The sequence below is a fragment of the Campylobacter felis genome, assembly GCF_030250085.1.
GTDB classification, from domain to species: Bacteria; Campylobacterota; Campylobacteria; order Campylobacterales; family Campylobacteraceae; genus Campylobacter_D; species Campylobacter_D upsaliensis.
The window spans coordinates 21,198-30,486 of record NZ_JANURX010000017.1 but is presented as its reverse complement, the minus strand read 5'-3'; the positions used below and the strand labels follow the sequence as shown (position 1 = coordinate 30,486).

The following is a 9,289-nucleotide window of genomic DNA, read 5'->3' as shown; positions in this document are numbered from 1 at the left end:
AGGATATTTTCATTAATGGCTTTTGCCATTTGACCAAACTCATCACTTGTATTTACATTGATAGTAGAGATGTTTTGAGTTTTATGATTGATGAAATCGAAGAAGGAGTTAAGACCGGATTGGATGGTTATAAGTGGAGAAAGATATTTTGATACGATAAAATATAAGAAAAGCACACTGGCAATACTTGTAAAAATCACAATTACAATTTGTATAAATGCTATTTTATACACTGGAGCCTTTATTTGATCTATGGATTCTCCAACACAAGCGGTGTAAAAATCGGAAACTTTTACACAAATGCCAAATCTTTCCTGACCATTCCTCGTTACATATTCAAAAGGTTCAAAATCTGCTTTATTTTTCGCAATATCTGCAAAAAATTTAATGTCATAATTTGGGTCTAAAAGAGTTTTATCGGTGGAAACAAAAACTTTATCTTCATTATCAAGCACGAAAGTTCTACCCGGTAAATTTTCAAATTCGGTTTGCAAATCGGTTACAAGCACATCAAAGGCTAAAACACCTAAAAATTTATCGTCTTTATAAAGCGGAATAGAATATGTAAAGCAAGGCAAATTTGTGGTTACATCAATGTATGATGCGGTAGTGTAGGCTTTATTTGCTTTGACTGCCTCTATAAAATATTCTCTCGTTCTAGCATCGTAATTATCAGCCTTTCCATAAATTCCAAAATCTAATTTTTTCGCATCAGAATCGGGATCACTTACAACAAGCTCTCCGTTTGGTTGAGCGATATAAGCGGCTAAAAATCCCCCAGCATCTCTAAAGTCTTTTAAATCTTTTCCAATGTAACGCATTAAAGCTTCTTGGTTGTCTAATTGCTCTATGGGGCGTTTTAAAATGCTTTTAGCTAAATTTTCAAGAGCAGAAGAATTTCTAGTTTTAAAAGTTTCCATAGAATTTTTAGCTGTTTTTACATAGTTTGTTTCAGCCTTTAAAACTTCTTCAAATAAGGCTTCTTTTACAAACATAAATGTAATTACACCTAAAATAACTAAACACGCTACCGCAATTAAATTTGCAATTAGCGCAACCTTTAATTTTACACTCTTCATAAATAAATGCTCCTTATTTAAAATATTCACACAATCAAACTTTGCATTATACAAAAATAATTTTAAATTTTTATTTATGGATTTTTAAGCTTCAAACATAGGCTCTAAAAGCGTGTCTAAATAAACATTTGCGTCAAATTTATATAAATCGTCCATTTTTTCTCCCACACCGACATAAAAAATAGGCAGTTCAAGCTCTCTAGCTATGCTAAAAAGCGCGCCTCCCTTTGCTGTGCCATCAAGCTTAGTGATAATCACTCCATCAAGCCTAATAAGCTCATTAAAGGCTTTAGCTTGTAAAATCCCCGCATTACCTTGTGTGCCATCAAGCACGAGGATTTTTTTATGCGGAGCGCCATCCATAGCTTTAGAGCAAATTCTTACGATTTTTTCTAATTCATTGGCTAAATTTTTTTGATTTTGCAATCTTCCAGCCGTATCGAGTATAACCCTATCAAATCCTCTAGCTGTAGCCTTTGAAATGGTATCAAAAGCTACGGCTGATGGGTCGTGTCCTTGATTTGAAAGGACGATTTCAACATTGATTTTTTCAGCCCATAAACGAAGCTGTTCAATTGCCCCTGCACGAAAAGTATCGCAAGCTCCTAAAATGACTTTTTGATTTTGTTTTTTATATAAATTTGCAAGTTTAGCTATGCTTGTGGTTTTACCTGCTCCATTAACGCCTAAGATAAGCTCTACAAAAGGTTTTTGTGTGCTAAATTCAGGTTTTTCATAAAGAAAATATGCCCCCATAACGCGTTTTAAATCATCTTTTTTAATCTCTTCGCTCGGCGGTAGATAGTAAATTATTTCCTCAACTATGTCATAACTTACATCCGCTTCAAGTAAAATTTCTTCTAATAAATCTTTAGAAATTTTGTGATTTGCTTTTGTTTTAGTGATATTTTCTAAAGTTTTTGCTAGGCTTTTTTTGAAAAAATTTAGCATTATATTGCCTCTAAAATATCAATTTCAAGCATTTCCACAGGCACAACGCCTAAATAATGTTTTAATAATTCTCCATTTTTAGCAAATAAAAACATCGTAGGAATCCCATTAATCCCCCCTAAAGCCTTAGCAAAAAGGTAATTTCCTTCGCCACTAGCGATTTGATAGTTTAAATGATTTTGTGCGCTGAAAGTAGCTAAATCTTTAGGATTTTTGTCCTCAAGCAAAATGCCTATGATTTGAAGCTGGTCTTGGTATTTTTCTTTAAGCTTATTTAAATGCGGTGCTTGAGCAATACAAGGCTTACACCAAGTTGTGAAAAAGACGAAAAGAGTGGCTTTATTTTGTGCGTCAAATTTTGTTTTTCCTTCTTTGACTTGGATAAATAAGGAGGTGCTATCGTTTAAATTTAAATCAAAATTATAACTTTCTCCTTGCGTAAAACTTGCTTCCGTTGTGGAGTTGAAATCTTTCATTTTTTTTTCTTCGCTACTACACGCTGTAAAAAACAATAATAAAACAAATGTTAAAAATATCTTTTGCATTAAATTTTAGCTTTCCCTTTTGCCATAAAATGCTAGAATTATAACTAAGTAAGAGTAAATAAAGGAGAGGGATGCAAAAAGAACTTTTTAGGCAAGTTCAAAAAAGAAGATTGAGGCAAAATACGCGATCGCATTACAAAAAAGATTATGCTATTTTTAGAGAAAGTCTTAACATTATCAAGTTTTATAGGGCGAAAAATGTGCTTATTTTTTTACCCTTGCAATATGAGCCAAATTTAGTGCGTTTTCGTAGAATTTTAAGTCAAAATTGCAAACTTTTTGTTCCATTTATGCAAGATAAAAGTTTAAAAATTGTAAAATTGAGGCTACCTTTTTCAAAAAAAAGGTTTGGGGTTTTAGAGCCTAATAATTCTTTTTGTCAAACTTCGCTTGATTTGGCTTTTGTGCCTGTGATAGGGGTTGATAAAAATATGAAAAGAATAGGACACGGCGAGGGTTTTTATGATAGATTTTTTGCAAATTTAAAGCATAAACCCTTAGTTGTTTTCGTGCAAAGTATCACCGCTTTAAGCGGAAAAAAACTCACGCAAAAACACGATATTAGCGCGAAATTTTATCTAAGCCCTAATAGAAAATATTTTAAGAGAGATTTGAAAAATGATAGCATTAATCGCATTTATCGCCGCTTTAATCGGTGTGGGAGTTGGGTATTTAGTCGCTAAGAAAATCAACGATGCCAAGCACGAAATTTTTATCACACAAGCAAAAGCTAAGGCAAAAGCCATAGAATACGAAGCCGAGCTTGTTTTAAAAGACGCTAAAAATTCCGTCTTAAATGCTGAACTTGAGGCAAAAAAACGCTACGAAGATAAGGCACATAAAAATCAAAAAGATTTCAATCATAAGCTTGATGAACTTCATAAAAAAGAGCAAAAACTTTCGCGTTATGAGGAGCAAATGCGTCTTGAAGAGGAAGAAATTTCTAAAAGCAAAAGGATAATTCAAGATTTACACGATGATGGCTTAAAGCTTAAAAAACTTTATCAAGATAAGCTTGATGAGGCTTTAAGGGTGCTTGAACATTCGGCGGGTTTAACGCAAAATGAGGCGAAAAATTTGCTTTTACAAAAGGTCGAGGAGAATTCTCGTGCTGAAATCGCTCACATCGTGCGTAAATATGAAGAAGAAGCTAAGAGTGAGGCGAAAAGAAAGGCAAATTATATTATCGCTCAGGCAACTTCGCGTTTTGCAGGAGAATTTGCAGCAGAAAGACTTATTAATGTCATCAATATTAAAAATGATGAGCTAAAAGGCAGGATTATCGGTAAAGAAGGGCGTAATGTCAAAACACTTGAGATGGTTTTAGGCGTGGATATTATCATCGATGATACGCCCGGAGCTATCATTGTGAGCTGTTTTAATCTTTATCGCCGTGCCATTGCGACTAAGGTTATTGAGCTTTTGGTTGAAGATGGACGCATACAGCCTGCGCGCATTGAGGAGATTTATGAGAAGGTCTGTAAGGAATTTGAAAATAATATTTTAGAAGAGGGACAAACTATCATTATGGATTTGGGACTTGGCAAAATGCATCCAGAAATAGCAAAATTAATCGGCAAACTTAAATACCGCGCAAGTTACGGACAAAATGCTCTTGCGCACTCCTTAGAAGTGGCACATTTAGCAGGAATTATCGCTGCGGAGTGTGGAGGTGATGAGAATTTGGCAAGAAGGGCGGGGATTTTACACGACATAGGAAAGGCTTTAACACACGATTTTGAAGGCTCTCATGTGGATTTGGGGGCGGAGCTTTGTAAGCGTTATAAGGAGCATCCTACTGTGATTAACGCCATTTACGCTCATCACGGACACGAAGAGGCTTTAAGTATAGAGTGTGCGGCTGTGTGTGCAGCTGATACGCTAAGTGCGGCGAGACCGGGTGCTAGACGCGAGGTTTTGGAAGCCTTTTTAAAGAGGGTTAATGAGCTTGAAGAAATTGCTAAAAGTAAAGAAGGCATTAAAAACGCCTATGCGATTAATGCGGGGCGAGAAATTAGAGTGATTGCCAATGCGAAGCTTGTCAATGACGATGAAGCCACGCTTTTAGCTAAGGAAATCGCAGCAGAAATTCAGGAGAAAATGCAATATCCGGGCGAAATTAAAGTCAATGTTATACGCGAATTAAGAGCCGTAGAATACGCTAAATAGGACGCTTATGCAAGATATGATTGACACGCTTTTGCGTTATGGTTATGTGATTTTATTTGTGTATTCTTTGGGTGGAGGAATGGTTGGAATTTTAGCGGCTGGAGTGTTAAGCTCACTTGGTAAAATGGAGCTTCAATGGTGTATTTTGGTTGCTTTTGTTGCGAATACTTTAGGCTCGACCTTGCTTTATATGATGGGAAAATATGGTAAGAAAGATTTAATGCCTTATTTTAAAAAGCACCGTCGCAAACTTGCTCTTGCTATGCTTAAAATGAAGCAATACGGCACAACCTTACTCTTTATTCAAAAATTTATTTATGGCTTAAAAACCTTTATCCCTATAGCCGCAGGACTTGCGAACTATGATTTTAAGAAATTTCTCATCATTAACACTTTAGCAAGTTTGCTTTGGGCTTTGACTTTGGGCTATGTGGCTTTTAGTTTTGGGTATTTGGTAGAGAAAATTTTTGAAGAATTTGGGCGGTATTCTTATGCTGCGCCTCTATTTTTAGTGTTTTTAGTGGCACTTATTTGGTTTTATCTTTCACGCTTTTCTAAAAAATAATGCTTTTAAGAAATTCTTTTTTAAAGCCTGTAAAAGAATTTCTTTTTTTAATCTTAGCTTGTGTAATGATTTTCCTTTTTAACTTAGGCTTAGAATATCAAAAATTTTTAAACTTTAAAGAGCAAAAACACTTTTTCATTAAAGAAGCAAGACTTGAGAATATCCAAGAAAAATTAAGAAAAAATGGTAAAAAATATTTTGTCTTAAAACTTAAAACAAAAGAATTTAGTTTTTATACGACAACTTACAAGGATTTAAATTTAAGTAAAAATGAGCTTTTGAGTTTAAGAATTATCAATGAAAAAGTAGATTTTAAAGACTATCTTGCGAAGAGTTTTTACGCTCCAAGTTATGATATTAAATTCCTAGAAAAAGGTGAAGAAAACGCTATCATCACTTATTTTTTAAAGCAGCACGAAAGTGAAAAAATGAAGGAATTTTATGGGGCTTTGTTTTTTGCTAAAAGTGTTTCAAAAGAATTAAGAAATGATGTTAATCACTACGGCATAGCGCATTTAATCGCCATTAGTGGGTATCATATCGGGCTTTTGTTTAGCTTGATTTTCTTTCTTTTTGCACCTATTTATAGCTTTTTTCAAAAGCGTTATTTTCCTTACCGTAATTTAAGATTTGATTTAAGCATTTTGATTTTTATCTTGCTCTTTTTTTATGCGTATTTAATAGGCTTTGTGCCAAGCTTCACACGCTCTTTGGTAATGGCACTTTTTGGCTTTTATTTACTCGCAAAAAATATTAAAATTCTAAGCTTTTTTAATCTTTTTTTATGCGTGTTAATTTGCCTTAGTTTATATCCAAATTTACTTTTTAGCGTAGGATTTTTCTTTTCTATTTTAGGTGTGTTTTATATCTTTTTATATTTACATCATTTTGCGAAATTTTTTGGGGTTTTGACAAATTTTGTTTTGATTAATCTTTGGACCTTTTTGGCTATGATTATCCCTGTGCTTTATTTTTTTCCTCTCATTTCTTATCAGCAATTTCTAGCTATTTTTTTAAGCCTTATTTTTGTGCTTTTTTATCCTTTGGTTTTGTTTCTACACTTCATTGGAGCAGGGTTTTTATTTGATGGTTTTTTACTGGAATTTTTTGCCTTTAAATTTCACTCTACAAATTTTATTTTGCCTTTTTGGGCTTTTTGCTCTTATCTTTTACTTAGTTTGTTTGGAATTTATTTTAGAATTTTGGCGTTTTTTTGCATTTTGCTTAATCTTATCCCTTTCATTTTCATTTAAAAAAAAGCAAATTTTAAGTCCATAAAGATAAATCACCCAAGAAATATAAATCCAAATAAAAAAGAAAAGTATGGTCGAAAAAGAGCCATAAACACTTGCGTAAGTTTTATTATACACCACATAATATACAAATAAATTCTTACCTGCATACCAAATAGCCCCTGCACAAAAAGAAGTTAGAGCAAGATTTTTAAGGCTTACTTGATGTAAAGAGCTTGAATAGGAGATGAAAAATAAAGCCCAAATAATAACAAAGGGTAAAATTTCAAAGAAATTAAAACCTATGTGATAATCATCTAAGGTTTTTTGTATCAAAGAAGAAACATAAAAGCTAAGTCCTAAGCCAAGTGGCACGAGGGTTAGTAGGGTCCAGTAGGAGCTAATGCTCGTCCAAAGTCCTTTTGGCTCATTTTGCGTGATACGGTTAATCACAAAATCATAGCCCGAAAAAAAGGCAAGAGAAGTGAAAGCCATAGCGATAAGTCCCATTATGCCTAAATTGACGCTATTTTTTAAAAAAGTATCTAAATAGCTAGCGACTAAGTCTTGTTGTGCGGGGATAAGAAAGGTAAAAATCACACTCTTAGCCCTTTCGTAATGTGCTTCAAAACTTGGAATTTGTGTAAAAACAGAAAAACAAACGAATAAAATAGGGATTAAAGATAAGATAGAATAAAAGCTAAGGGAAGCTGAATAATTTAAAATTTCTTTATCTCTTAAGGCTAATAAAAGTTTAAAAACGCGTTTCATTGCTATCCTTTAGTAAATTGATGAAATTAAACCTAATTTATTAAGTAAAGAATAAGTCGTCATAGCGATAGAAAGAGCATAAACAACAAGCAAAATTTTAAAATGTGAAGAAAGACGCATTTTCTCCATAATCTTAATCCCCACAAAAACACCTATCATAGAAGCTACACCTACAATAAAACCTTTTTGTGCAAGCTCGTAAGTGATAATATCAGCATTTATAAAAGAAAAAAGTCCTGCCAAAGAAGCAAATATAACAAAAAATAAAGAAATAGGCACGACTTTTTTATTATCATAGCCTAAAAAATATGCCAAAATAGGAGCGATCAAAAGTCCGCCACCTATGCCTAAAGAAATAGCAAAAATCCCAGTAAAAACACCAGCGCCAAATAAAATAGCATTTTTGGCAAATTTGCTTCTTTGCGTGTGATTTGTCGTGTTTTTCACCCCGAAAGCATATTTTAGAAAAAAGGCAAAACTTACACACAAAAATATAGCCGTTAAGGCAATATCACTAAGATGACTTACTAAAACCCCACTAAAACTCGCCCCCAAAAGTCCCCCTAGTCCTATGTAAATGCCGTTTTTGAAATTTAAATTTTTCTTTTTGTGATTGATATAAGAGCCAAAAATTGCGGCAAAAATCATCTGCACCACAGAGATCGCCACAGCCTGATGTGAGCTAATGCCTAAAAATAGCATAGTTGGAACGATAATCATACCTCCTCCTATACCAAAAAGCCCAGAAGCTATGCCTGAAATAATTCCCACCAAAAAATAAGGCAAATCCATCAAATTCACTATAATCCTTAAACTAATGCAAAAAAGGGATTTTACAAAAAAGCAGTTAAAATAGTCTTTAAATTTGTAGGATTACCTCAAAGCTTAGTGTGAAAATTTATACAGCGTAAAAGGGAAACTTAAACTAAGCAAAATTAAAGTTCTATTTAAGTATAATTCGCATTTTTGTGAGTCACTTTGTAAAAAAAGTATTTTCAAAATTTGGCATTTGTTTTGAAAATAGTTGGCTTAAAGCCTCGCTTACAAGAAATGAAAATGCGAATTTATTAAAGGAGCTTAACGATGAAAGTTAGACCTTCCGTTAAGAAAATGTGCGATAAGTGCAAAGTGGTGCGCCGCAAGGGCGTTGTTCGCATTATTTGCGAGAATCCAAAACATAAACAAAGACAAGGATAAATATGGCTCGTATTGCAGGTGTTGATTTACCAAAGAAAAAGAGAGTTGAGTATGGCTTGACCTACATTTATGGTATAGGGCTTTTTACTTCAAGAAAAATTCTGGATAAAACAGGAATTTCTTATGATAAAAGAGTGCATGAGCTAAGTGAAGATGAGGCGGCAGCGATTCGTAAAGAAATCCAAGAAAACTATATGGTTGAGGGTGATTTAAGAAAGCAAGTAGCTATGGACATTAAAGCTTTGATGGATTTGGGAAGTTTTAGAGGTTTAAGACATAGAAAAGGTCTTCCTGTGCGTGGGCAAAAGACAAAAACTAATGCTAGAACACGCAAAGGCAAAAGAAAAACAGTCGGTGCGAAATCATAAGGATAGAAAATGGCAAAAAGAAAAATTGTAAAGAAAAAAATTGTTAAGAAAAATATCGCCAAAGGTATTGTCTATATCAGTGCGACTTTTAATAACACTATGGTTACAGTTACTGATGAAATGGGAAATGCTATCGCTTGGGCGAGTGCGGGAGGACTAGGCTTTAAAGGCTCTAAAAAATCCACTCCTTACGCCGCACAGCAAGCCGTAGAAAGTGCCTTAACTAAAGCAAAAGAACACGGCATTAAAGAAGTTGGCATTAAGGTGCAAGGACCAGGAAGCGGTAGAGAAACTGCTGTAAAAAGTGTCGGTGCTATGGAGGGTATTAAGGTGCTTTTCTTAAAAGACATAACCCCATTAGCTCATAATGGCTGCAGACCACCTAAACGCCGCCGCGTCTAAGAATAAAGGA

12 protein-coding genes are annotated in these 9,289 nt (G+C 34.0%); 7 read left to right on the top strand and 5 right to left on the bottom strand.

The features are described 5' to 3' along the window. The 3 genes from NYG92_RS08165 to NYG92_RS08155 form a co-directional block, all read right to left on the bottom strand. The coding region (locus NYG92_RS08165) for a cache domain-containing protein (protein WP_289234087.1) at positions 1-1,079 on the bottom strand (1,079 nt) is incomplete at its 3' end. Positions 1,080-1,163: 84 nt separating this feature from the next. Beyond that, on the bottom strand, positions 1,164-2,030 hold the full coding sequence (ftsY, locus tag NYG92_RS08160; protein WP_289234086.1) for a signal recognition particle-docking protein FtsY: 867 nt from the start codon (positions 2,028-2,030) through the stop codon (positions 1,164-1,166). Continuing rightward, positions 2,030-2,575 (bottom strand): TlpA family protein disulfide reductase, encoded by a 546-nt coding sequence (locus NYG92_RS08155; protein WP_289234085.1) that lies wholly within the window; start codon positions 2,573-2,575, stop codon positions 2,030-2,032. The genes ftsY and NYG92_RS08155 overlap by 1 nt, the downstream gene beginning before the upstream one ends. 71 nt (positions 2,576-2,646) lie before the next feature. Here NYG92_RS08155 and NYG92_RS08150 point away from each other — a divergent pair, with 71 nt between their 5' ends. The 4 genes from NYG92_RS08150 to NYG92_RS08135 are packed head-to-tail and all read left to right on the top strand — an operon-like array spanning position 2,647 to position 6,562. Next, complete coding sequence (locus tag NYG92_RS08150; protein WP_289234084.1) at positions 2,647-3,258, top strand: 5-formyltetrahydrofolate cyclo-ligase; 612 nt, start codon at positions 2,647-2,649, stop codon at positions 3,256-3,258. After that, complete coding sequence (rny, locus tag NYG92_RS08145; RefSeq protein WP_289234083.1) at positions 3,194-4,744, top strand: ribonuclease Y; 1,551 nt, start codon at positions 3,194-3,196, stop codon at positions 4,742-4,744. The genes NYG92_RS08150 and rny overlap by 65 nt, the downstream gene beginning before the upstream one ends. A gap of 7 nt (positions 4,745-4,751) precedes the next feature. Then, entirely contained in the window at positions 4,752-5,309 is a 558-nt protein-coding gene (locus tag NYG92_RS08140; RefSeq protein WP_270976811.1) for a DedA family protein, read from the top strand. After that, positions 5,309-6,562: a ComEC/Rec2 family competence protein gene (locus NYG92_RS08135; protein ID WP_289234082.1), complete on the top strand. Its 1,254-nt coding sequence runs from the start codon at positions 5,309-5,311 to the stop codon at positions 6,560-6,562. Before NYG92_RS08140 ends, NYG92_RS08135 begins: the two co-directional genes overlap by 1 nt. Here the strand turns inward: NYG92_RS08135 and NYG92_RS08130 are convergent. Next, complete coding sequence (locus NYG92_RS08130; protein WP_270976813.1) at positions 6,479-7,312, bottom strand: YihY/virulence factor BrkB family protein; 834 nt, start codon at positions 7,310-7,312, stop codon at positions 6,479-6,481. The two genes, NYG92_RS08135 and NYG92_RS08130, sit on opposite strands and share 84 nt — an antisense overlap. Positions 7,313-7,321: 9 nt before the next feature. Next, positions 7,322-8,113, bottom strand: a complete 792-nt coding sequence (locus tag NYG92_RS08125) for a sulfite exporter TauE/SafE family protein (protein WP_289234081.1) — start codon at positions 8,111-8,113, stop codon at positions 7,322-7,324. 282 nt (positions 8,114-8,395) lie between these two features. Here NYG92_RS08125 and rpmJ point away from each other — a divergent pair, with 282 nt between their 5' ends. Genes rpmJ through rpsK form a run of 3 tightly spaced genes read left to right on the top strand, consistent with a single transcriptional unit; the run spans position 8,396 to position 9,279 of the window. Further along, positions 8,396-8,509, top strand: coding sequence for a 50S ribosomal protein L36 (gene rpmJ / locus NYG92_RS08120; protein WP_002781429.1), 114 nt, complete (start codon positions 8,396-8,398; stop codon positions 8,507-8,509). A 2-nt stretch (positions 8,510-8,511) separates the two neighbouring features. Beyond that, complete coding sequence (rpsM, locus tag NYG92_RS08115; RefSeq protein ID WP_002824953.1) at positions 8,512-8,877, top strand: 30S ribosomal protein S13; 366 nt, start codon at positions 8,512-8,514, stop codon at positions 8,875-8,877. Positions 8,878-8,886: 9 nt separating this feature from the next. Beyond that, the gene (rpsK, locus tag NYG92_RS08110; protein ID WP_004277824.1) at positions 8,887-9,279 is read left to right on the top strand and encodes a 30S ribosomal protein S11; all 393 of its coding nucleotides are present in this window, start codon (positions 8,887-8,889) and stop codon (positions 9,277-9,279) included. Positions 9,280-9,289: the final 10 nt, after the last annotated feature.